The organism is Rhizobium sp. P2_G2 (assembly GCF_056403555.1).
In genome coordinates this window covers 220905-240441 of the sequence record NZ_JBFUFF010000002.1, presented here as the reverse complement: position 1 = coordinate 240441, position 19537 = coordinate 220905, and the positions used below count along the sequence as shown (strand labels likewise).

General features: G+C 61.9%; 22 protein-coding genes. 14 read left to right on the top strand and 8 right to left on the bottom strand.

Annotation, left to right across the window (positions count from 1 at the left end; all coding sequences use genetic code 11):
* Window positions 1–117 precede the first annotated feature (117 nt).
* Window positions 118–1707, top strand: a complete 1590-nt coding sequence (gene xseA / locus AC1D06_RS03560) for an exodeoxyribonuclease VII large subunit (RefSeq protein ID WP_477985040.1) — start codon at window positions 118–120, stop codon at window positions 1705–1707.
* Complete coding sequence (locus tag AC1D06_RS03555) at window positions 1704–2294, top strand: NAD(P)H-dependent oxidoreductase (RefSeq protein ID WP_477876167.1); 591 nt, start codon at window positions 1704–1706, stop codon at window positions 2292–2294. Before xseA ends, AC1D06_RS03555 begins: the two co-directional genes overlap by 4 nt.
* 4 nt (window positions 2295–2298) lie before the next feature.
* On the opposite strand, the gene AC1D06_RS03550 is transcribed toward AC1D06_RS03555, so the two are convergent.
* On the bottom strand, window positions 2299–2793 hold the full coding sequence (locus AC1D06_RS03550; protein ID WP_477876166.1) for a MarR family winged helix-turn-helix transcriptional regulator: 495 nt from the start codon (window positions 2791–2793) through the stop codon (window positions 2299–2301).
* An 82-nt stretch (window positions 2794–2875) separates the two neighbouring features.
* Between AC1D06_RS03550 and AC1D06_RS03545 the strand changes: the two genes are divergently transcribed.
* The gene (locus AC1D06_RS03545; protein WP_477985038.1) at window positions 2876–3760 is read left to right on the top strand and encodes an EamA family transporter; all 885 of its coding nucleotides are present in this window, start codon (window positions 2876–2878) and stop codon (window positions 3758–3760) included.
* On the opposite strand, the gene AC1D06_RS03540 is transcribed toward AC1D06_RS03545, so the two are convergent.
* Complete coding sequence (locus tag AC1D06_RS03540; RefSeq protein WP_477985036.1) at window positions 3761–4999, bottom strand: aminopeptidase; 1239 nt, start codon at window positions 4997–4999, stop codon at window positions 3761–3763.
* 165 nt (window positions 5000–5164) lie between these two features.
* Here AC1D06_RS03540 and coaBC point away from each other — a divergent pair, with 165 nt between their 5' ends.
* Entirely contained in the window at window positions 5165–6373 is a 1209-nt protein-coding gene (gene coaBC, locus AC1D06_RS03535; protein WP_477876163.1) for a bifunctional phosphopantothenoylcysteine decarboxylase/phosphopantothenate--cysteine ligase CoaBC, read from the top strand.
* Here the strand turns inward: coaBC and AC1D06_RS03530 are convergent.
* The 4 genes from AC1D06_RS03530 to AC1D06_RS03515 all read right to left on the bottom strand — a co-directional run bounded on the left by AC1D06_RS03530 (window position 6298) and on the right by AC1D06_RS03515 (window position 9153).
* Complete coding sequence (locus AC1D06_RS03530) at window positions 6298–6780, bottom strand: DUF5615 family PIN-like protein (RefSeq protein ID WP_477985034.1); 483 nt, start codon at window positions 6778–6780, stop codon at window positions 6298–6300. The genes coaBC and AC1D06_RS03530 overlap by 76 nt on opposite strands.
* Complete coding sequence (locus AC1D06_RS03525; protein WP_477985032.1) at window positions 6777–7457, bottom strand: DUF433 domain-containing protein; 681 nt, start codon at window positions 7455–7457, stop codon at window positions 6777–6779. Before AC1D06_RS03525 ends, AC1D06_RS03530 begins: the two co-directional genes overlap by 4 nt.
* A gap of 51 nt (window positions 7458–7508) precedes the next feature.
* Window positions 7509–8327, bottom strand: a complete 819-nt coding sequence (locus AC1D06_RS03520) for a class II glutamine amidotransferase (RefSeq protein WP_477985030.1) — start codon at window positions 8325–8327, stop codon at window positions 7509–7511.
* Window positions 8328–8724: 397 nt separating this feature from the next.
* Complete coding sequence (locus AC1D06_RS03515; RefSeq protein ID WP_477876159.1) at window positions 8725–9153, bottom strand: hypothetical protein; 429 nt, start codon at window positions 9151–9153, stop codon at window positions 8725–8727.
* Between the two features lie 240 nt (window positions 9154–9393).
* Here AC1D06_RS03515 and AC1D06_RS03510 point away from each other — a divergent pair, with 240 nt between their 5' ends.
* The 6 genes from AC1D06_RS03510 to AC1D06_RS03485 all read left to right on the top strand — a co-directional run bounded on the left by AC1D06_RS03510 (window position 9394) and on the right by AC1D06_RS03485 (window position 14373).
* The gene (locus AC1D06_RS03510; RefSeq protein WP_477876158.1) at window positions 9394–10305 is read left to right on the top strand and encodes a pirin family protein; all 912 of its coding nucleotides are present in this window, start codon (window positions 9394–9396) and stop codon (window positions 10303–10305) included.
* Window positions 10306–10446: 141 nt separating this feature from the next.
* On the top strand, window positions 10447–11388 hold the full coding sequence (locus AC1D06_RS03505) for a class I SAM-dependent methyltransferase (protein WP_477876157.1): 942 nt from the start codon (window positions 10447–10449) through the stop codon (window positions 11386–11388).
* A gap of 124 nt (window positions 11389–11512) precedes the next feature.
* Window positions 11513–12121: a glutathione S-transferase family protein gene (locus AC1D06_RS03500; RefSeq protein ID WP_477876156.1), complete on the top strand. Its 609-nt coding sequence runs from the start codon at window positions 11513–11515 to the stop codon at window positions 12119–12121.
* 4 nt (window positions 12122–12125) lie between these two features.
* Window positions 12126–12530, top strand: coding sequence for a GFA family protein (locus tag AC1D06_RS03495; RefSeq protein WP_477876155.1), 405 nt, complete (start codon window positions 12126–12128; stop codon window positions 12528–12530).
* On the top strand, window positions 12530–13405 hold the full coding sequence (locus tag AC1D06_RS03490; protein ID WP_477985028.1) for a phosphotransferase: 876 nt from the start codon (window positions 12530–12532) through the stop codon (window positions 13403–13405). The genes AC1D06_RS03495 and AC1D06_RS03490 overlap by 1 nt, the downstream gene beginning before the upstream one ends.
* Window positions 13402–14373, top strand: a complete 972-nt coding sequence (locus tag AC1D06_RS03485; protein ID WP_477985026.1) for a sugar phosphate isomerase/epimerase family protein — start codon at window positions 13402–13404, stop codon at window positions 14371–14373. The genes AC1D06_RS03490 and AC1D06_RS03485 overlap by 4 nt, the downstream gene beginning before the upstream one ends.
* On the opposite strand, the gene AC1D06_RS03480 is transcribed toward AC1D06_RS03485, so the two are convergent.
* The gene (locus AC1D06_RS03480) at window positions 14358–15341 is read right to left on the bottom strand and encodes an NAD-dependent epimerase/dehydratase family protein (protein WP_477985024.1); all 984 of its coding nucleotides are present in this window, start codon (window positions 15339–15341) and stop codon (window positions 14358–14360) included. The two genes, AC1D06_RS03485 and AC1D06_RS03480, sit on opposite strands and share 16 nt — an antisense overlap.
* Window positions 15342–15542: 201 nt before the next feature.
* Between AC1D06_RS03480 and AC1D06_RS03475 the strand changes: the two genes are divergently transcribed.
* A complete protein-coding gene (locus AC1D06_RS03475) occupies window positions 15543–15914 on the top strand; it encodes a VOC family protein (protein ID WP_477876151.1) in 372 nt (123 codons plus the stop codon).
* 50 nt (window positions 15915–15964) lie between these two features.
* Here AC1D06_RS03475 and AC1D06_RS03470 read toward each other — a convergent pair whose 3' ends face one another.
* The gene (locus AC1D06_RS03470) at window positions 15965–16672 is read right to left on the bottom strand and encodes a glutathione S-transferase family protein (protein WP_477985022.1); all 708 of its coding nucleotides are present in this window, start codon (window positions 16670–16672) and stop codon (window positions 15965–15967) included.
* 106 nt (window positions 16673–16778) lie between these two features.
* Between AC1D06_RS03470 and AC1D06_RS03465 the strand changes: the two genes are divergently transcribed.
* The 3 genes from AC1D06_RS03465 to AC1D06_RS03455 all read left to right on the top strand — a co-directional run bounded on the left by AC1D06_RS03465 (window position 16779) and on the right by AC1D06_RS03455 (window position 19476).
* Entirely contained in the window at window positions 16779–17663 is an 885-nt protein-coding gene (locus tag AC1D06_RS03465; RefSeq protein WP_477985020.1) for a LysR substrate-binding domain-containing protein, read from the top strand.
* A gap of 240 nt (window positions 17664–17903) precedes the next feature.
* Complete coding sequence (locus AC1D06_RS03460; protein ID WP_477985018.1) at window positions 17904–18848, top strand: threonine/serine dehydratase; 945 nt, start codon at window positions 17904–17906, stop codon at window positions 18846–18848.
* Between the two features lie 43 nt (window positions 18849–18891).
* Window positions 18892–19476 carry an IMPACT family protein gene (locus AC1D06_RS03455; RefSeq protein ID WP_477985016.1) on the top strand — a complete coding sequence of 195 codons (585 nt, stop codon included), beginning with the start codon at window positions 18892–18894 and terminating at the stop codon, window positions 19474–19476.
* The last annotated feature ends 61 nt before the right edge of the window (window positions 19477–19537 follow it).

Genomic DNA, 19537 nt, shown 5'->3' with positions numbered 1-19537 from the left:
ATTTGCCAGAGGTCGGGGCTGTAAGGAACCTGGATTTCGTCAATTCTGGATAACATTTGCTTACCAGATCGGCTTCGCGGCTGTTCAACTGCGGCTGAAATCCGCAATATCGCCGCCATGAGTGATCAAATCGCCACTGATTCGCCGTCCAATCTCCTCGAATACACCGTCACCGAGCTTTCCGGCTCGATCAAGAGGACGATGGAGGCCGCTTTCGACCATGTGCGGGTGCGCGGCGAGATTTCCGGCTATCGCGGCCCGCATTCCTCGGGTCATGCCTATTTCGCGCTCAAGGACGACCGTTCGCGGCTCGAAGCGGTGATCTGGAAGGGCTCGTTCTCGAAACTCAAGGTCAGGCCGGAAGAGGGCATGGAGGTGATCGCCACTGGCAAGATCACGACTTTCCCGGGCTCGTCGAAATACCAGATCGTCATCGAAAGCCTGGAGCCGGCTGGCGTCGGCGCGCTGATGGCGCTGCTCGAACAGCGCAAGCAGAAACTCCAGGCCGAGGGCCTGTTCGACAGAGGGCGAAAGCAGCTCGTGCCGTTCATGCCCATGGTCATCGGCGTCGTCACCTCGCCGACCGGCGCCGTCATCCGCGATATCCTGCACCGGATTTCGGATCGCTTTCCGCTGCATGTCATCGTCTGGCCGGTCAAGGTCCAGGGCGAGGGCGCCGGCGTCGAAATCGCCAATGCCATCAATGGCTTCAATGCCATCGAGCCTGGCGGGGCGCTCAGCCGGCCGGACGTGCTGATTGTCGCGCGTGGCGGCGGCAGCCTGGAAGATCTCTGGTGCTTCAATGACGAAGTCGTGGTTCGCGCCGCGGCCGCCTCGGAAATCCCGCTGATCTCGGCCGTCGGCCACGAGACCGACTGGACGTTGATCGACTACGCCGCCGACCAGCGCGCGCCGACCCCTACGGGTGCCGCCGAAATGGCAGTGCCGGTGAAGGCGGAGCTCGAAGCGCAACTGGCTGCACTCGGCGCCCGGCTCTCGATCTGCATGAGCCGACATATGGACCATAGCCGCCGCGAACTGCGCGATCTCATGCGCGCGCTGCCCTCGCTCGACCAATTGCTGGCGCTTCCACGCCGCCGTTTCGACGAAGCCACCGCCCGGCTCGGCCGCGGCCTGGAGCTGACGGCGCTCAACAAGCGGCGCATGCTGGAGCGACCGGCTTCACGGCTGCGCCCGGACATCCTCTCGGCCCGCATCGCCGAACGCCGCCAGCGCCTCGGCGAGCAGATGCTGAAGGCAGAGCGCATCATCGAGCGGTCGATCGACCGGCATCAGGCCCGCATCGCCCGCGCCGATGCGGTGCTTTCGGGCCTGCCGTCCCGGCTCTCCGTTGAGACCCGGCGCAGCCGCGAGCGGCTTACCAACATCATCAGGCGCGGGGACACGGCACTGGGGATTTTCCTCAGGCGCGAACGCTCGGCGCTCATGGCGCACGACCGCATCCTGCAATCGCTCTCCTACAAGAATGTGCTGAAGCGCGGCTATGCCGTGATCCGCGGCGAGGACGATCGGGTTCTGTCTTCCGCGGCAGCCGTCAAGGACGGTGCCGCCATCGCCATCGAATTTGCCGACGGCCGTATCGGAGCGATAGCGGGCGAAGGCGGAAGCGATACGACGCCGTCTCCGGCGAAGAAAAAGCCCGCTGCCAAGACATCGGCCACATCAAATCAAGGCAGCCTGTTTTGAGGGCGCTCGTCGTCCTCGCCCATCCACTGCCGGACAGTTTTGCCGCATCCAATGCCCGCATGATCGTCGAGACACTTGAGGCGCGTGGTCACAAAGTGGATTTTCTCGACCTCTATGCCGAGGATTTCGACCCGCGTCTCTCTGCCGCCGAACGCGCGAGCTACATGACCGACCGCTACGACCTGTCGGCGATTGCGCCCAGTGTCGAACGCCTGCGCGCCGCAGACGCTTTGATCCTGGTCTTTCCGCAATGGTGGTTCAATCTGCCGGCCATGATGAAGGGTTTTATCGATCGCGTCTTCGTCCCCGGCGTCGCCTTCGAACTGGACGCGGCCGGCGGTCGGCTGATCCCCAAGCTCGACCATATCAAGCATTTCTGGGTGATCACCACCACCGGCTCACCCTGGTGGATCGTGCATTTCTACATGGGCAATCCAGTGAAGCGCATCCTCAAGCGCGGTGTCGCCGCTTTCTGCGCCAAGCGCGTCGTTTTCCGCATGCTGTCGCTGCACAATATGGACCAGGCGACGCCGGAAAAGCGGGCCGCGTTCCATGAAAGGGTCCGCAAGGCGATTTCCACACTCTGAAAGGTTATTCCGTCGGATCGTCCAGCGCCCGCAAAAACTTCGACAACAATCCATCCAGCGTTCGCCGCTCGTCCTCGTCAAGCCCTGCGACCAGCCGGTGCTGGTTGGCGACATGGGCGGTGACAGCCGCGTCCACCGTCGCGAACCCTTTCTCGGTCAGCGCAATGATCACGCCACGTCCGTCGCCTGGATTGCTGAGACGTTCGACAAGACCCGCCTTTTCCAATTGGTCGATGCGGTTGGTCATCGTCCCCGATGTCACCATGGTCGAGACGAGCAGTTCGCCCGGCGACAGCCGATAAGGCGCGCCGGAGCGCCGCAAGGTCGCCAGCACGTCGAAGCTCGGGCCGGAAAGGCCGTGTTTGGCGAGTTCCACGTCGATCTCGCGTCCGAGAACCGAGCGCAGCCGCGCGATGCGGCCGAGCGTACCCATCGGCCCCGTATCGAGGTCGGGCCGCTCGCGCTTCCATTGGGCAAGGATTTTGTCGAGGTGGTCCATGCCGACACTATCGGCGGATTTGTCTTGACGTCAAGATAAAATGAGATATCTTGACGTCAAGATATTTTGGTGGAGCAAGATCATGGCCAAGACTTCGGACGTTCTGATAACGGCAATCGCCCCCATGATCTGGGGTTCAACCTATATCGTCACGACCGAACTCCTGCCGCAGGGCTTTCCCCTGCATGTCGCCATGCTTCGCGCCCTGCCGGCAGGGCTCCTGCTCTTGCTCCTGGTGCGCAAATTGCCTGAAGGCATCTGGTGGGGCCGCGTCTTCCTGCTTGGCGCGCTGAACTTTTCGTTCTTTCTCTGCATGCTTTTCATCTCTGCCTATCGGCTGCCCGGCGGCGTGGCGGCCACGGTCGGCGGCATTCAGCCGCTGATCGTCATCGTGCTGTCGCGCTTTCTCCTGGGCTCGCCGATCCGGGCGCTGGCGGTGATGGCCGGGTTCATCGGAATGGCCGGCGTGGCGCTGCTGGTGCTGACCCCGGCGGCGGCACTTGACCCGATCGGGGTGATTGCTGGTCTTGCCGGTGCCGTGTCGATGGCCTTCGGTGTCACGCTCACCCGCGTCTGGCAACCGCCGGTGTCGCCTCTGACCTTCACCGCCTGGCAGATGACCGCGGGCGGCCTGCTGCTGGTGCCGGTCGCGCTGATATTCGAGCCGTCCCTTCCCATGCTGACCGCGCGGAACTGGATAGGCTTCCTCCAGCTCGGCCTTGTCGGGACGGCGCTGACCTACGTGCTCTGGTTCCGCGGGCTGTCGCGCATCGAGCCGGCCGCCGCCTCGACGCTCGGCTTCCTCAGCCCGGCCGTGGCCGTCATCCTCGGCTGGGCGATTGCCGGCCAGTCGCTGAATGCGCTGCAGATCCTCGGCATCGCTTTGGTTCTGGCCAGCACCTATGCCAGTCAGCGGGCGCAGGCCGGCGTCCGGCCTGCAGTCACCGTAGCCACCGCTAAGGCCTGACTACGCCCATTCACCCTTGCGGAAAACCGGCACGCGCGTGCCGTCAGCGGTGATGCCATCAATGTCGATCTGGCCGGAGCCGATCATCCAGTCGATATGGATCAGGCTGGAATTGCCGCCCTTGGCGGCGATTTCGTCCTGCGTCAGCGACGCGCCGTTGACGAAGCATTTCGAATAGCACTGGCCAAGCGCGATATGGCAGGCGGCATTCTCGTCGAACAGCGTGTTGTAGAACAGCAGGCCCGAGGCCGAGATCGGCGAGGAATGCGGCACCAGCGCCACTTCGCCGAGCCGCGCCGCACCTTCGTCGGTCTCCAGCACCTTCTTCAGCACAGCCTCGCCGCGCGATGCCTTGGCCTCGACGATCTTGCCGGCTTCGAACCGCACCTGGATATTGTCGATCAACGTCCCCTGATGCGACAGCGGCTTGGTCGAGGAAACCGTGCCGGAGACGCGATGGGCATGCGGTGTGGTGAACACTTCCTCGGTCGGGATATTGGGATTGCAGGTAACGCCGTTCTTGGCCTTGGTCGCGCCGCCATGCCATTCATGCTCATCCGCGAGGCCAACCGTCAGGTCGGTACCCGGGCCTGAAAAATGCAGCGAGGCGAAGCGCTGGCCATTCAGCCAGCCGGCGCGCCGGGCGAGCTCGGCATTGTGCTCCTTCCAGGCAGCGACCGGATCGTCGAGATCGACGCGGCTCGCAGCGAAGATTGCCTTGGCCAGCTTCTGCACCGCAATCTCCTCAGGATCGTCCGGAAACATCTGCTTCGCCCAGGACGGGTTGGGATAGGAGACGATGTTCCAGTTGATGTCGAAATTGGAAATATGCTCCAGCGCCGGCTTATAGGCAGCCGACTGCGCCCGATTGGCGCGCGACACCTTTGACGGATCTTCCTTGGAAAGCAGCATGGGATTGTCGCCGGAGACGGCGAGGCGCGCTGAACCGTTTTCATAGGCCTTGGCCATGCCCTCGTAGAGCCAGCTCGAGGCGCGATCGAACGTGTCGTCGGACGCATGCGCATAGCGCATCAGTGTCGCCACTTCGTCACTGTAGAAGGTGGTGACGAGACCACCGCCAGCCATATAGGCATGCTTGGTGATCAGACGGACGAGCGGTGCTGCGGCCAGGGGCGCCGTGATCACCAGGTCCTGGCCCTTCTGCAGGTCGAGGCCTACTTTCACCGCCACTTCGGCCAGTTTTTCGAGCTTCGTGCTTTCGATTACACCCTCAGTCATCGTGATCGCTCCATCATCTGTCATTTGCAGTCTATGTGGATGATTTGATTGGCTTTGTGAAGGTTGGGCGCGGAAATATCGTCGCCATGCAGCCATCCTACCGCATTGCCGAACCGGTCCCGCTCGACTATTTGTGCCGATAAGGCGAAATTGGGGCACGGGAAAATGATCCTCAAGAACAAACGCATTCTTCTGATCATCGCCGGCGGCATCGCAGCCTATAAGAGCCTCGACCTGATCCGCCGCCTGCGCGAACGCGGCGCCACCGTCATCCCGGTCATGACCCGGGCGGCGCAGGAATTCGTCACCCCGCTCGCCGTCGGCGCGCTCGCCGCCCGCAAGGTGCATACGGATCTCTTCGAGCGCGACGACGAGATCGATGTCGGCCATGTCCGCCTGGCGCGCGACTGCGACCTCGTCCTGGTGGCGCCGGCGACCGCCGACCTGATGGGCAAGATGGCCAATGGCCTGGCCGACGACCTCGCCTCGACCATCCTGCTTGCCACCGATGGACCGGTGCTGCTGGCTCCGGCGATGAACCCAAAGATGTGGTCGCATCCGGCCGTCAGCCGCAATGCCGAACAGTTGCTGATCGACGGTGCCTATTTCATCGGCCCGATGCGCGGCGAAATGGCCGAAAGCGGCGAAGGCGGCATCGGCCGCATGGCCGAACCGCTCGATATAGCAGCCGAAGTCGAAAAGCTGCTCGACACCGCGCCAAGACCGCTCGCCGGCAAAAAGGCGGTCGTCACCTCCGGCCCGACGCACGAGCCGATCGATCCGGTGCGCTACATTGCCAACCGCTCTTCCGGCACCCAAGGGCACGCCATCGCCGTAGCCTTGGCCCGCGCCGGCGCCGACGTGACGCTGGTCTCCGGCCCGGTAACGCTCGCCGACCCCAGGGGCGTCAAGGTCGTGCATGTCGAACGCGCCGAGGAAATGCGCGACGCAGTCATCTCTGCTCTGCCGGCCGATATCGCCGTCATGGTCGCCGCTGTCGCCGACTGGCGCGTCGCCAGCGCGGCCGACCAGAAGATCAAGAAGCAAGCCGATGGCGAGCCGCCGGTCCTGTCGCTGACCGAAAACCCTGATATCCTCAAGACCGTCGGCCATCACGCGAAACGCCCGAAACTGGTGATCGGCTTTGCGGCGGAAACCAGCGATGTCGAAGCCAATGCCCGCGCCAAGCTGGAGCGCAAGGGCGCCGACTTCATCGTCGCCAACGACGTCTCACCCGAGACCGGCATCATGGGCGGCAAGCGCAATCGGGTTGCGATTTTGAGCCGTGACGGTATCGATCATTGGCCGGATATGGACAAGGCAGAGGTGGCGGAGAAGCTGGTGGCGATGATCGCTGCGAAGATCAATTCATAGGTCAGGGCAATCCATATCTGAGGATGAATCGCTTCCTCTTCCAGGGTCGCCTCAAGCACTTGGTTCACCAAGTCAGCGTCCCCAGCCAGCTCTTCGAGAACGGCTTCGAACAGCTCGATCTGCATGCTCAGATTCATGCCGACCGGTCCATTCAGGCAGATCAGGCCCGCATGGATGGCGACATCGGCATATTGACCCTCTGAGCCGCAATCGTCCGGCGGCCCACGAAAATCAACCGAATTCTTCGTGACGAACGTCCAGTCGCCGTCAAGGATGAAGGGTTTCAGCTCCCAGTCCTTCCAGCCGCTTTTGCCCAGCCAGAAGACATGGCTCGATTCGACGTAGCCGGAGTGGCGAGCGGCCTTGGCAAGCTCCGGGCTGAGACATTCGTCGATCAGGAATTTCAATTCGCCTGCCTTCGGCGGGTGACGCGGCGGTCGGCAATGATCCTGGAACCTGTCGGAAGCTGCGTCGCGGCCTTGGGCCGGCCGCGCTGCGGATAGGCTTCAGCATAGATTTTTGCCAGACCAATGCGCCTGGCGTCCAGTGCCGGATACATAGCAAGGATGGCATCATTGGAATGACCCAAGGCAGATAAGGCCGCCACGTCGTAGATTGGGATACGTGTGCCGCGAAATACCAGCGTACCACCCAGAACGTCATTGGATGACGTGGCGGTATCGCGCGCGGCCTCCAATTCGCTCATCGCGCGCGCAGAATCGGCAACGAAGGGGCGGAGATCGATTGTCAGGAAATCGTGATGCATGATCCAGTCCTGCTCTGCCAATTGCCGCAATGGCATCGTCCGGCCTTCCTCCACCCGCGGCTCTGCCCAGTGAATGGCCTTCATTCGCTCCTCGGCGGTGAGCCGTCCGGCGCTGTGCAGATAGAACCCCACCAGCCAGCAGGCCCCAGCCCAGATCTGTCGCCCATTGTCCAAGGAGGTGAACTGGCTCGGCAGGATGCTTTCGTCGATCGCTCTGTTTATGTCTCTAAGCGTGACGCGCGCCACGACCGCAGCTTCTGTGCTTTTCAGCAGGGCAATATCGTTCACGACCGTATTCCTATTAATCTTCCGATCCATCGGAATATATATCAGGCGCCGTGAATTTTCAATTGGATGAGATTGCGCCGATCACGCTGACGCGGAAGCGGGCAGGGCGTCGTATTGCTCGCTGTTGCCAGTATCGAACACCGACACTTCCAGCCCATCCGGTCCGATCACGACCGCACTGCCGTTCGGGATCGCCATCCAGTTCTGCCTGTTATCGTCCAGCGGCTCCGACACCAGGCAATAGCCGCCGTCCCCACCCATCGGTGCGGCATAGAGCGTCGGCGCCACTTCGCCGGTCGCATAGCGGACGGCGTAAAGCGACTTGCCGTCGGAGAAGGCCGAAGTGAAGCGCACGTCCGGCCGGAAGCCGAGATGGCTGGCCAGCCGTTCGATGAAGGCGATCGTTTCACGGAAGGCGAAAAGCGGCGCGCTTTCGAGCCCGAAATGGAAGGCGAGCAGGAAGATCAGTTCGGAATCGGTGGTGCCGTGCCTGGAGAGATAGAGATCGTCCGGCAGCATGATTTCCAGCGGCCGCCGCAGCTTTTCAAAATTCTCGATCTGGCCGTTGTGCATGAACGACCATTTGCCATGCACGAAGGGATGGCAATTGTCCCGCCGCGTGCCGCCCGAGGTCGCCGCCCGCACATGAGCGAGGAAAAGCGGCGAGCGGATCTGGTTGGCGAGGCTCTTGAGATTGCAGTCCGACCAGGCGGGCAGGATATCGCGGTAGAGGCCGGGCGTCTCGCGCTCGCCATACCAGGCGACGCCGAAACCGTCGCCATTGGTGGCGGTGCGGGCTTCGACGGCCGAATGCGACTGCGCGACCAGCGAATGGGCGGGCGAGGAAACCAGGTCCTCGATGAACAATGCATCTCCGCGATAAGCGGCCCAGCGGCACATGGGAAATCCTGCGAGGCTTTTGCTGTTGAATGTCAATGATCTCCCCATTTTAGTTAACGAAGTGTAAACCTCGGTCGATTTCTCGTGGTATTCCTGCATTCTGAGGTGCGCGTTGCGCGATATCCACAGATGGCGTGGCCGCTGCTGTCTCGCCGCTTTCGAATGGCTCCCTCTCCCGGACTTGGATGACGTCAATCTTGACGCCTTTTCGTCGCACATCTCTGCACACCCCTCCAAGGGTGACACGCGGTTCACCCGACGCTCACCGCCTACAATTTTGGCAACTGCGAGTTCATCTTTCGGAATGCGAGGGGGTGATCCGCGCGTTATCGAGGTCTCCGAGGAAAATCTGTTGAAAGGACCTTTTTGATACTGATCGATAATCGCGTAGCCATAGTCAAAAGCAGCTAGCGAAGCCAAAGTACGAATTATGTTTCAGCATTTTACGGCACTTCGTCGCCGCGGCTTCAATTTGTTTGAGGCTAGTTCGCGCCTTCTCACACATGCCATTGTGATCTCCGGGCTCCGGATATCCGAGGAGCACCACAGCTCTGGTGGCGACAGCAATCCTCTCTCGATTTCGTCCTGTCGCCATTCTGCGAACAAGCATCGGCAGATCTTGCGATTGTTCGGGAAGATCGCACGTGGCTGCCGCAAGTTGAACAAGCGCGTAACCCGCATCGACGGGGTCGCTCTTGTACAGGAGTTCAAACTCGGCTTGCGCCACTTTAGGTTCAGCTTTCAGCCCTGCTATAGAGTTGTCATTAGCGAGCACAGGAGCGGCCCACAAGATTGCCGATAATGTGATGATTGCGATCCTAAGCATAGGTGCCTTTCTCATAGTTACGCAGTGGGGCGGGAGCGTTTCCTTATCCCTGATTGGACAAACGAATTCCTGTCAGATCATCCCGGTGACAAGTTGTCACCTCTTGGCGCTAGATAGGCCAATGTACCGCCGCTGCAGCGGAGGCAGTCAGAATATTGAACGCTCTGTTCTTCCAGCACCGGCTGTCACGGGACACGGCGCAGCCTATATTCACGTCAAGTTGAACAGTGAGGAGCGAACATGTCTATCCGCCCCGTAAAATCCGAATCCCGCGCCCAGCCGACCATGGAAGGCGCCGGCGTCCATCTGCATCGCGTCTTCGGCTTCGGCGATCCGTCGCTGACCGATCCCTTCCTGATGATGGACGATTTCCGCAATGATGACCCGGCGAAGTATAGAAACGGCTTTCCCTGGCATCCGCATCGCGGCATCGAAACCATCACCTATGTGCTGGCTGGCACGGTCGAACATGGCGACAGCCTCGGCAATCACGGCCTTTTGGGCGCCGGCGACGTGCAGTGGATGACGGCCGGGTCCGGCATCATGCACAAGGAAATGCCGAAGGGCGATTTCGCCGGCCGCATGCACGGCTTCCAGCTCTGGGCCAACCTGCCCTCATCGCTGAAGATGACCGCGCCGCGCTACCAGGACATCAAGTCGGCAGACATTCCGGTCGTGGTCGACGATGACGGCACGGCTGTCCGCGTCATCACCGGCAATTTCTGGGGCAAGACCGGTCCCGTCGATGGCGTTGCCGCCGAGCCGGTCTATCTCGACATCTCCGTGCCGCCGGGCAAGAAGAAGACATTTGCGGTCGACACCTATCGCAAAGCCTTCGCCTACATCTTCGCCGGCTCCGGCACATTCCGCGACGCCTCGAAACCGTTCGGCGTCAAGGTCGAGAAGGAAGTCAACGGCGAGGAATTGAACATCCGCGACATGAGCGGCAATCGCACGCTGGTCGTCTTCGACACCGGCGATGAAGTCACCGTTCAAGCGGGCGACGAAGGTATCCGTTTCCTGCTCGTCTCCGGCAAGCCGATCGAGGAGCCGGTCGCCTGGCATGGCCCGATCGTGATGAACACCCGTGAAGAGATCATGCAGGCGATGCGTGACCTGCAGAACGGCACGTTCATCAAGGCGGAGCACTGAGCGCTCAGCGCTGATGCGTTTGGCCCGGTCCAAAAATTCTACCGGCTCGCCGAGCCGGTAGTTGTGATGTCGTTTTTGATGGTTTAGGAAACTCGAACACGGCGGCCATTCCGCCTGTAAGAGCCGGGCCTTCAGTCGAACATGCGCAAAGCACAACATAATTTCCACACCGCATTGTTCCGGCAGACGAGCCATTTGCTGACAGCGCGCGCCCGGTTGCGCGAGACGAAGCCCGGCGAAAAGCTCCGGATCCTGTCCTTCGGCAGCTCGATCGGCGAGGAATTGGTGACGTTGCGCTATCTCTTCCCGGAGGACGAGATCTATGGCTGCGACATCAATGACAAGCTGGTCGAGACGAGCCAGCGCTCGGTCGGCCACATCGTCACGGTCTTCACCTCGTCTGCAGAGGAAATCGCAGCGCACGGCCCCTATGATCTGATCTTCGCCTCGGCCGTGCTCTGTCTTTTTCCGACGCCCGACGATTTCGCGGAGCAGTTTCCCGTCTCCCGCTTCGATGAACTGATCGAGCTTTTCGATCAGAACCTCAATCCCGGCGGCCTCCTGGTCATCACCAATGCGTCCTACCGCTTCGTCGAAACGCCGGTTGCCGAAAACTACACCACATTGCGCGCAGACATCATCGACAGCGCCGGCTTCGTCGATGTGTTCAATCGCCGCGGCAAGCCCTATCTGCTGCGCGTCCCATCGGCTGGCGGCGTCGTCTTCAGAAAGCGCGGCCGCTTCCTGCCGCGCGACGACGAGGACTTGGCCGACAGCATTTTCGAGAAGAAACGGACGGCCGACGCTCCGGCTATTGAGACGATGCGACTTGCTCCCTCGCCGCCCGGTCTCGTGTCGCTCTACCGGCATACGCGCCGCAACACCGATTGGCTGGTCGAGGAGCCGCCGGAAGGCTGTATCGAAATCCGCTATGACTATGATTTCTGCCGCATCGACGGCACTGATACCTATGGCTACGTGCTGAAGACCAGTTGGACATCGTTGGTCGGCGAGGGATTTCATGAGCACCCGGAAATCTGGCGGCCCGTGCCGACGCTCGGCGCCGCCGACGCGGTCGGCTGACAATTCGCCGAGGGCGGATCTGGATTCTCGCTTCTCCCCGGAAGAATTTGATCCACGCCGCAAATGGGCCTTCCCATCGCGCGGGCTTTGATTAGATTGCCGCCCATCGTGTGGGGAGGCAGGCATGTACAGACTGTATGGATCATCCGGCTCGGGCAGCGTCTCGGTCGAAGCGGCACTGGCGGAAGCGGGTGCGACTTACGAAGTGGCTGAGATCAGCACCGCCGATGGCAAACACCTGACGGAGGAATTCCGCAGGATCAATCCGCGCCAGCAAGTGCCGGCATTGCAATTGCCGGATGGTTCGGTCATGACCGAGGGCTCGGCCATGATGCTGCATCTGGCCGATGCCTTCCCCCATTCCAGCCTGGCGCCGCTGCCCGGCACCGCAGCGCGTGCGCAGCATGACCGCTGGCTGATCTTCATGGCGATCAACATTTACGAGGGCGAGCTGCGCAAGGCCTATTCGAGCCGCTATTCTGACGACGCCGCGAGCGTAAAGGCTATCGCCGAAGATTATGTCAATCGTCATTACCGGATCATCGAGGATGCGATCAGCGGTCCCTTTCTGGTCGGTGAGACCGTGACCACGGCCGACATCTATCTCTGGATGCTGGCCTTCTGGATGGACCAGGATTGGCTGGCTGCCAATTGCCCGAAAGTGAAAGCTATCGCGGACACCGTCGCCGCCCGGCCGCTGATCGCCCCGATTCACCAGGCGCATTTCGGTTAAGTCCATGCAGATCGACGGTCACTGCCATTGCGGCCATGTGCGCTATGAGGCCGAGATCGATCCGGACATGGTGTCGATCTGCCACTGCACCGATTGCCAGCAATTGACCGGCACGGCCTATCGGGTGACGGCCCGCGCCCGGGCCGAGGATGTCAGGCTGACGGCCAATCCGCCGAAAATCTACAGGAAATTCGGCGATAACGGCCGTCCGCGGCTGCAATATTTCTGCCCCGAATGCGGCTCGCCGCTGTTCACCACCGGCGAAGGCGAGGATGCCGCCATCTGGGGCATAAGGGTGGGCACGATCACCCAGCGACGCGCGCTCAGCCCGAAGCGGCAGAAATGGTGCAGCTCGGCTCTGCCCTGGGTCGACGACATTTCCGGCCTGCCGCGCTCCGAGGGCGACTGATGGCCGAGGCTGCTTTCGGGATCGACCAGGCAGCCGATTTCCTCTCATCTCATGGTTTTGCGCCGCCGTTCGAGATTTCCGTCCTGCGCGGCGGCTACTGGAACCTGGTGATGAAGGTCACTTCTGCTGAAGGCCGCTTTGTCCTGAAGCGCTATAGGGAAGTTCTGCCCAATTCATTGTTCCCGAATCTGCCGGAGGCGGAGGCTACCGCTCTCGAACGATTGCAAGGGCTTGGCGTGGCGCCTGAGCCGATGGGTTTCTGGCCGGAGGAGAAAATCCTCGTCTACGGCTATGCGGAAGGCGATCTCTGGTCGGGCGATCTGGCGGCGGTCGCCGACCTGCTCCGGCGCAAAGAGCGCGCCGCACCGGCCGGTTTCCGCCAGGTCCCGTGGCGGCCGAAGGACATTCTGGAGCAGGGCGATGGCCTTCTGGCGAGATGTGGCGATGACGTTCTGAGCGCGCACCTTCGATCCTCCCGGCCGCAGCCGATCGACATAGCGCCGCCCGACAAAATGTCCTTGATCCATACCGATATCGGCGCCGGAAACCTGGTCGGTTCGGGCGAAAACCTCAGGCTGATCGATTGGCAATGCCCGGCAGAGGGTGACCTGGCGGAAGATGTCTATGCCTTCCTCTCGCCAGCCTTCCAGATCCTCAACGAGCGGATGCCGCTCGCCGGTACGGACGGCTTTTTCGACGCATTGGCCATGCCGGCAGTGTGCCAGCGGTATCGGGCGCTCCGCCCCTATTTCGCCTTTCGTATGGCCGCCTATTGCTGCCTGCGTTATCAGGGCGCCGGCGAAGACAGGCAACTCCATGACCGCTACCACGCCGCCATGCTTGCCGAGCTTGCCCATGTCGAGGAGACGCCATGATCATCGATCTCGCGGTGCATTGTTTCAGCATGTGGCACCATTTCCGCCACGCGCCGGGTTTTGACGCGATCACCTATATCGACACCATGGAAAGCCTCGGCTTCACCGGCATCAACCTGTCGCTCAATGACGAGAATTATCGTCATCTCGGCGGCAGGGAGCCGGAACGGATGGACCGGGTGCGTGAACGGCTGGCGCGCTCCGGCCTCAGCCTCGAAATCGACACCAGCGGCACCGAGCCCACGCATCTGCGCACGTTGATCGGCGCTGCCGAGCGCATGGGCGCCCAGAGTATGCGGCTCTACACGCGCCATCGCGGCACGCCGGCCGAGATGATGGAGCGCACCATCGCCGATCTCCGTGCCGTCATGCCGGATGCGGAACGAGCCGGCATCGTGCTGGTCATCGAAAACCACGAGGATTTCATCGGTCCGGAACTGGCGCAGATCGTCGAGGCCGTCGGCCACGATAAGCTGAAAATCCTCTATGACTACGGCAATTCGCAAATGGTGCTGGAGGATCCGGAAGCCGCGCTCGACGCCGTGCTGCCGCATGTCCACTCCGTGCATGTCAAGGACCACATGATGGTGCGGCCGGAACATGCCGGACGGCTGACCGTGGCCGGCGTGCCGATCGGCGAGGGCGCCTTGCCGGTCAAGGAATTGACGCGGCGATTGCTGGAGCACGGGCTGCGGCGCATCACCTTCGAGAATGTCTGGGCCTATAGCGCGCCGATCCAGGCCGGGCGGCAGCCGCTTGCCGGGGTGGTCCTTGGCGAGGGCTCGTTCGCCTATGCCGAGCCGCCCTTCGACCCTGCCTTCCTGGTTCTGGACCAGTCGAACGTCGCGCCGCAGGATCTCGTCCGCCTCGAACAAGATGCCCTGATCCGCGGCCTCGCCTCGTTCAAGCAGACGCTCGCCGAGCTCGGCGTCACCGGTTATCGCTCATCGCTTCAGGCGGTCGGATAGGGGCCGTCGGCGAACACCTCGTCGTGGTAACCTTTGCTGCCGATCTCGATCGAGAGCGCGCTGCGGAAATCGCGGCCCGCCCGCAATGATGCCAGCACATGAGCGAAATCGTGACGGGGTTGCCAGCCCAGTGCTTCGCGGGCGGCGCGGTTGTCATAGACCCGGTCGAAATCGGAATACATCGTCCAGCCGGCCTTGGTATAGAGCGCTGCAGCGCCGGGGAAGAGCCGCTCGACCACATTCACGCCGCCGCCACGCAGATCGGCGAGGTCATCTCTCGAGAATGGCGTCGTCGCCGAAATGATATAACGCCCGAAGCCGATCACGCCCGCCTTTTCTGCCGCGAGCAGATGTGCAGAGACGATGTCGGCAATATCGGCGCGGCGGTAGAGCAGTTCATTGGCTTGCGAATTTTCCTTGCTGAACAGGCCGCGAACGTCCGGATCGTCGTCTTCCTCAGGAAAGAAGCGGGACGTGCGGAGAATGATCACCGGCAGCTTGTGCCGCCGATGGAAGAGTTCGCAGAGCCCCTCGGCCGCGGCCTTGGTCACGCCGTAGATATTCTTCGGCACCGGCGTGACGCTTTCGTCGATCCAGGCCGCGGGCTGATCTGGCGAAGGGGAAAGTGCCGCGCCGAAAGTGCTGGTCGTGCTGGTGAAGACGAAGGYGCGGACGCCGACAGCCAGCGCCTCCTCCAGGAGATTGAGCGTGCCGGCTATGTTGGTCTGGACGAAGGCGTCGTAGCTGTGCGTGGCAACATGCGGCTTGTGCAGCGTCGCGGTGTGCAACACGACCTCGACGCCGCCCATGGCCTGCCGCACGGTGTCGCGGTCGGTGATCGAGCCGGTATGGTCGGTGAAATCCGAGGCTTTGATGTCGATGCCGCGCACCGGCTGGCCCGCGCCCCTCAATGTCCGCATCAGCGCTTCGCCCAGATGGCCGGCACTGCCTGTAACCAATATCGTCATGAAATCAATTCCTTCCACCATGACTATGGCGGACCCTAGCAGTCGCTTCGGCGGTTGGACAATTCAGAAAAACTGGATCAGATTCGAGCTCGGCATGCGTGCCTGAATTGGCCAAGCCGCCAAGCAGGAGTGACACCACACCCTGACAGAAACTGGCACCAGCGCCGCTATGGTGCGGGCCGTCGGCAAATGGAGGAAACCATGCTCGATCATGTCGGTCTCAGGACCAAGCGACTGAAGGAAATGACAGCCTTTTATGAAGCCGTGCTCGCGCCGCTCGGCGCTAGCAAGCAGATGGATTTTGGCGTCGCGGTCGGTTTCGGCAAGCCGAACGAGGCGCCGCTCTGGCTCGGCGAGGCGGAGGGTGAAGCGACTGTATCATCCGTGCATCTGGCGCTGACCAGCCCGGATCGCGCTTCCGTCGATGCCTTCTACAAGGCGGCAATGGCGGCCGGTGGCAAGGACAATGGTGGACCCGGCCCGCGCCCGGATTACCACGAGCATTATTACGCCGCCTTCGTCATCGATCTGGACGGCAACAATCTCGAAGTTGTCTGCCACAAGCCGGAATAGTCTGCCGGCCCGGCATCCGAATGCCGGGCCTGTCTCCGTTGATGCGCCTGTCAGGCTGCCTGTTGCATCTGTCCAAGCACCTCATCGAGACCCACATGTCCCTGGAAGCCGCCGCTGCTTTGCGCAGGCTCCCCATGCTCGATTGCATGGGCAAAACGTACGGCCGGATCTTCGAGCAGACGTTCGTAGAGACTGTTGAGCCCGGTAAATTTCCGGCGGTCGACCACCTGGTGGAAATCATTCCAGCGGGCGATCCCGATAAAATAGGCATCTGCCAGGCTCTTCGTGTCGCCAACCAGCCATTTGCGATCGCCAAGCAGCGCTTCGAGCTGGGCATGCCGCTTTTCGACTTTCTTGACGCCATAGTCCCGCAGTGCCTGCTTCGCCCCAGGATCGAGCGAATGCTCGAACGAATACCAGAGCGGGCTGAAGGCGCCGAAGAAGCTGGTGTTGAGAAAGGCCAGCATCTGGTGCAGGCGGTCGTCCTCCGGCGATGCCGGCTCGAAGCCGAGGCCCTTGCTGCGCGCCTTGACCGAAATATGGTGCAGGATCGCCATGCTCTCGCTGAGAATGCTGCCATCCGGCAGCATCAGCGACGGCGTCTCGCCAATGGGATTGATCCGCTTGAAATCCTCGCTGGAGACGACCTTCGGCATGTCGACGCGGCAGAGATGGTATTTGGCGCCGAACCATTCGAGCGCCACGATCGAACCGAACGAGCAGCCTTCCGGCACGCCATAGAACAGGGTCAGGGGCATCGGTCATTCCTTTCGGGTTGATTGATATCGACCCGATCTATATGCTTTCGTGGAAGCTGGAGCAGAAGACGTTCAATTTGCGCAGCAATGTCCACAGATGTAGACAATGAATCTCAACGATCTGCAGATTTTCGTTCAGGCGATCGAAAGCGGCGGCTTCACCGCCGCCGGCAAGCGCCTCGGCATTCCCAAATCGACGGTCAGCAAAAGGGTGGCGGAGCTTGAAGCGCAGCTGGGCGTCCGCCTCGTCCATCGCACGTCGCGCAGTTTTTCGTTGACCGAGCTTGGCCGCGATTTCTTCCAGCATGCGCGCGCTTCGGTCATCGAGGCGGAGAATGCCGAAAATCTCGTCCGCACTCATCTCGGCGAGCCGAGCGGCACGGTGCGGCTCACCACCTCGGTCCCGACGGCCCAGTTCACGCTTGCCCCGCACCTGCCGGAACTTTCGGCGCGCTATCCGAAGCTTGTGCTGTCACTGCATGTCACCGATCGCTTCGTCGATATCGTGCAGGAGGGGTTTGATCTGGCGATCCGCAGCCATGTCCAGCCGTTGCCGGATTCGGCGCTGGTGCAGCGGCGGCTCGCAACACATGCTTTCCTGGTGGTCGCCTCACGGGATTATCTTGCGCGGCATGGTGCGCCGATGCAGCCGGAAGAGCTGGTATCGCATCGCATCATCGCCGGTGGCGCCAGCGATGTCACATGGCGGCTGGAGAGCGATGAGGGCGAAAAGATTACTCTTGATCTCCAGCCGGTGCTCGCCGCCGACGAACCTTTCGTACTGCTGAAAGCCGCCGCTGCAGGCATTGGCATCACCTGCCTGCCGACCTCCATCTGCCGTCCCGCACTTGAGGATGGCACGCTTGTCCACCTGCTGCCGGATTGGACAGCCGGCAGCGTGACGACAACCATCCTGATGCCCCATCGCCGCGGCCAGTTGCCGGCCGTACGCGCCGTCGTCGATTTCCTGCAGGAACGGCTGGGTGACTAGATTCACGCCTATATTCGCTCAGCGTCGCCTGCCCGACGCAGGACTTTTCGGCGATGTAGAGCGCGCAGACGCCGTCCTCGACCGGATCGCCGTCAAGCTGTGGCGGGACATGTGTGGGTCCTTGAGCCACTCGAGAACGGCTGGTCTTTTGTCCCTGCCGGCGCTTTGTAGAGGTCGGCATCTTGCATTTCGTTTTTTGCCAAGTAACGAAGTAATATCAATCTCCGCGAGGCCAGAATCGTGACCGATATCACCGACATCACTCCCGAACGCATCATCGCAGCCGAGACGTTGATCCGGCCGCATATCCGCCATACGCCTGTGATGACGGTTGCCATGGAGGATTTCGGGCTTTTCGGCGGACCGCTCGACCTCAAGCTCGAATGCCTGCAGCATTCCGGCTCCTTCAAGGCGCGCGGCGCCTTCACCAATCTCCTGACCCGCGACGTGCCGCCTGCCGGTGTCGTAGCGGCCTCCGGCGGCAATCATGGCGCAGCCGTGGCCTATGCCGCGATGAAGCGCGGCATCAAGGCAACGATCTTCGTCCCGTCGATCAGCCCTCAGGCCAAGACAGACCGGATCAGAAGCTTCGGCGCCGATCTCGTCATCGGCGGCGACCGTTATGCAGACGCGCTCGCCGCCAGCCAGGATTTTGCCGCGCAATCCGGTGCCATGCAGATCCACGCCTATGACCAGCCCGAGACACTGATCGGCCAGGGCACGCTGGGCAAGGAGATCGAGGCGGACCTTCCCGATATCGACACGCTGCTCGTCGCCGTCGGCGGCGGCGGGCTGATCGGCGGCATCGCCGCTTGGTATCAAAGCCGCATCCATGTTGTCGCGGTCGAGCCGGAAGAAGCGCCGACGCTCAACCGCGCACTCGAGGCCGGCCATCCGATTGACGCCCCGGCAGGTGGCATCGCTGCCGATTCACTGGCGCCGAAGCAGGTCGGCCAGCTGATGTTCCCCATCGCCCAGAAGCATGTCGGCCTTTCCGTTCTGGTGGCCGACGACGCGATCCGCACGGCGCAGAAAGCGCTCTGGGATCATGTGCGCGTGGTCACGGAACCCGGCGGCGCCGCCGCCCTGGCCGCAATCCTCTCCGGCCGCTACAAGCCGGAAAAGGACGAACGCGTCGCCGTGCTGGTCTGCGGGTCGAACACGACGGCGGTGAAGTTCGACTGAGGCTGGGCTTTCCTTCATAGCATCCCGGCGATAATGCTGTGTCATGTTCCAGCTACAGCAACCGGCCACGTTCGCACAGATCATCAGGAAAAGCAGGTTTCTCGCCACCGCGTTGCCGATCGCCAGTGACGAGGAGGCAAAGGCCGCGATCTCTGCGCACGGCCATGCCGACGCCACCCACAATTGCTGGGCTTGGCGGATCGGCGCCGCCTATCGCTTCTCCGATGACGGCGAACCGAGCGGCACGGCGGGCAAACCCATCCTTGCGGCCATCGACGGTCAATCGCTGGACAGGGTCGTCGTGATCGTCACCCGCTGGTTTGGGGGAATCCTGCTTGGCAGCGGCGGCTTGGTGCGCGCCTATGGCGGCACGGCGGCGGCGTGTATCAAGGGCGCGCCTTTGGTCGAAATGAAGCCTACGGTCGAGGGCATGATCAGCCTCGAATTTTCTGAACTCGCGCGAGTGAAGGCGAAGCTGGCGTCCTACAAGGATGTACGGATTGCGGATGAGCGGTTCACGGAGAAGGGCGCCGATCTGGTCGTCCGTTTGCCGGAGGCAGAACTTGAAGCTATTTCCAGATTGGTTTTGGATTTGACCAGTGGGCGTGCGGGCATCGCGGTTGACTGACGATGGGCTGTGCTTTCGGTACCCGTCAGCGTGTGTGTGGCCGATCCTTCGAGGCTTTTCC

Excerpts from the sequence above, each read along its gene's own strand:
- AC1D06_RS03495 (WP_477876155.1), top strand. The coding sequence starts at position 12,126 with ATGCAGATCGACGGTCACTGCCATTGCGGCCATGTGCGCTATGAGGCC.
- xseA (WP_477985040.1), top strand. The coding sequence starts at position 118 with ATGAGTGATCAAATCGCCACTGATTCGCCGTCCAATCTCCTCGAATAC.
- AC1D06_RS03500 (WP_477876156.1), top strand. The coding sequence starts at position 11,513 with ATGTACAGACTGTATGGATCATCCGGCTCGGGCAGCGTCTCGGTCGAA.
- AC1D06_RS03510 (WP_477876158.1), top strand. The coding sequence starts at position 9,394 with ATGTCTATCCGCCCCGTAAAATCCGAATCCCGCGCCCAGCCGACCATG.
- AC1D06_RS03465 (WP_477985020.1), top strand. The coding sequence starts at position 16,779 with ATGAATCTCAACGATCTGCAGATTTTCGTTCAGGCGATCGAAAGCGGC.
- AC1D06_RS03540 (WP_477985036.1), bottom strand. The coding sequence starts at position 4,999 with ATGACTGAGGGTGTAATCGAAAGCACGAAGCTCGAAAAACTGGCCGAA.
- AC1D06_RS03485 (WP_477985026.1), top strand. The coding sequence starts at position 13,402 with ATGATCATCGATCTCGCGGTGCATTGTTTCAGCATGTGGCACCATTTC.
- AC1D06_RS03505 (WP_477876157.1), top strand. The coding sequence starts at position 10,447 with ATGCGCAAAGCACAACATAATTTCCACACCGCATTGTTCCGGCAGACG.
- AC1D06_RS03550 (WP_477876166.1), bottom strand. The coding sequence starts at position 2,793 with ATGGACCACCTCGACAAAATCCTTGCCCAATGGAAGCGCGAGCGGCCC.
- AC1D06_RS03525 (WP_477985032.1), bottom strand. The coding sequence starts at position 7,457 with ATGGATCGGAAGATTAATAGGAATACGGTCGTGAACGATATTGCCCTG.
- AC1D06_RS03470 (WP_477985022.1), bottom strand. The coding sequence starts at position 16,672 with ATGCCCCTGACCCTGTTCTATGGCGTGCCGGAAGGCTGCTCGTTCGGT.
- AC1D06_RS03490 (WP_477985028.1), top strand. The coding sequence starts at position 12,530 with ATGGCCGAGGCTGCTTTCGGGATCGACCAGGCAGCCGATTTCCTCTCA.
- AC1D06_RS03515 (WP_477876159.1), bottom strand. The coding sequence starts at position 9,153 with ATGCTTAGGATCGCAATCATCACATTATCGGCAATCTTGTGGGCCGCT.
- AC1D06_RS03520 (WP_477985030.1), bottom strand. The coding sequence starts at position 8,327 with ATGTGCCGCTGGGCCGCTTATCGCGGAGATGCATTGTTCATCGAGGAC.
- AC1D06_RS03475 (WP_477876151.1), top strand. The coding sequence starts at position 15,543 with ATGCTCGATCATGTCGGTCTCAGGACCAAGCGACTGAAGGAAATGACA.
- AC1D06_RS03545 (WP_477985038.1), top strand. The coding sequence starts at position 2,876 with ATGGCCAAGACTTCGGACGTTCTGATAACGGCAATCGCCCCCATGATC.
- AC1D06_RS03455 (WP_477985016.1), top strand. The coding sequence starts at position 18,892 with ATGTTCCAGCTACAGCAACCGGCCACGTTCGCACAGATCATCAGGAAA.
- coaBC (WP_477876163.1), top strand. The coding sequence starts at position 5,165 with ATGATCCTCAAGAACAAACGCATTCTTCTGATCATCGCCGGCGGCATC.